The 1,725-nt window shown below is 70.7% G+C and carries 2 protein-coding genes; both read left to right on the top strand.

Features of this window, described 5'->3' with window-relative positions; all coding sequences use genetic code 11:
* Positions 1-1,020, top strand: a 1,020-nt coding sequence (locus AC31A1_RS50980) for a vWA domain-containing protein (RefSeq protein WP_489659842.1), incomplete at its 5' end; no start/stop codon positions are given.
* Positions 1,021-1,085: 65 nt separating this feature from the next.
* Positions 1,086-1,725: hypothetical protein (locus tag AC31A1_RS50975; protein ID WP_489659841.1), on the top strand; the 640-nt coding region annotated here is incomplete at its 3' end.

Genomic DNA, 1,725 nt, shown 5'->3' with positions numbered 1-1,725 from the left:
AGAGAGGACAAGGGGCGGGCGGCGAAGGACCGTTCGGCGGGGCTCGGGGCGTCGGCGCCGTCCGTCGCGCGCTGGCTCGGGGACATCCGGACGTACTTCCCGTCCTCCGTCGTCCAGGTCATGCAGCGCGACGCCATCGACCGGCTCGGGCTGTCCGCGCTGCTCCTCGAACCGGAGATGCTGGAGGCGGTCGAGGCCGACGTGCATCTCGTCGGCACGCTGCTCTCCCTCAACAAGGCGATGCCGGAGACCACGAAGGAGACGGCACGGGCGGTCGTCCGCAAGGTCGTGCAGGACCTGGAGAAGCGGCTCGCCACCCGTACCCGGGCCACCCTCACCGGCGCGCTCGACCGCAGCGCCCGTATCAACCGGCCGCGCCACCACGACATCGACTGGAACCGCACGATCGCGGCCAACCTCAAGCACTACCTGCCCGAGTACCGGACGATCGTGCCGGAGCGGCTGATCGGATACGGGCGCGCGTCCCAGTCCGTGAAGAAGGAGGTCATCCTCTGCATCGACCAGTCCGGGTCGATGGCGGCGTCCGTCGTCTACGCCTCCGTGTTCGGGGCGGTGCTGGCGTCCATGCGGTCGATCAACACCCGGCTCGTCGTCTTCGACACGGCGGTCGTCGACCTCACCGACCAGCTCGACGACCCGGTGGACGTGCTCTTCGGGACCCAGCTCGGCGGCGGTACGGACATCAACAGGGCGCTCGCGTACTGCCAGTCGCAGATCACCCGGCCCGCGGAGACGGTGGTCGTGCTGATCAGCGACCTCTACGAAGGGGGCATCCGGAACGAGATGCTGAAGCGGGTCGCGGCGATGAAGGCGTCGGGGGTGCAGTTCGTGACCCTGCTCGCGCTCTCCGACGAGGGCACGCCCGCCTACGACCGCGAACACGCCTCAGCGCTGGCCGCGTTGGGCGCGCCGGCCTTCGCCTGTACGCCCGATCTGTTCCCGGAGGTGATGGCGGCGGCGATCGAGAAGCGGCCGTTGCCGATACCGGACGCCATGTGACGAACTGGCGTGGGGGACAGGGGGGTTGTGTGTCCGGGGGTGGCCCGTGCAAGGATCGTCGCCTCATGAACTGGCCCGCCGCACTGTCCGGTGCCGCCCTGCGCGTGATGCGTACGGCGGTGGGGCGGCGTGTGCGTCAACGGGTGCGTCAACGGGTGCTTCAAGTCGTCCTGCTGGTCGGCGGGTTGTTCGTGCTCGGCGTCGTCTTCGGGGGGCAGGCGCAGGCGGCGGAGGGCGGTTCGGCCCCGGCGCACCCGGTGCATCTGGGCAAGCCCGGGATTCCGGTGGTGACTTCGGTGGTGAAGTCGGTTCCGGTTCCGGTGCTGGTTCCGCAGACCACGGCTCAGGTCGTACAGCCGGTCGCCGAAGTCGTGAAGACGGTGACCGAGGTGTTGGCCAAGGCGCAGGTGCCGTCGCTTCCGTCGCTGCCGACCCTGCCCTCGTTGCCCGCCGAGCCGGCTCTTCCGGTGCCGACTCTTCCGGTGCCGACGCTTCCGGCACAGTCGACGCCGGTGCCGGTCCCCGCCGCCCCTCAGCCCTCGCGTGGCGGCGGAAGCAAGAAGGGCGGGGCCGCGGCCCACGGGCACGCCTCGGAACCCGCGGCGGTTTCCACCCACGTGGCCGCAGGTGCCACATACGGGCCGAACGTCGGCGCCGTAGGCCATGCAGCCGTCGTACGTCACGCCCCGGCCCCCTCCGCAGGAC

This window comes from Streptomyces sp. P5F9, assembly GCF_057961495.1.
Note: the sequence above shows the minus strand (reverse complement) of the source record. Positions and strands in the feature narration are given on the sequence as shown.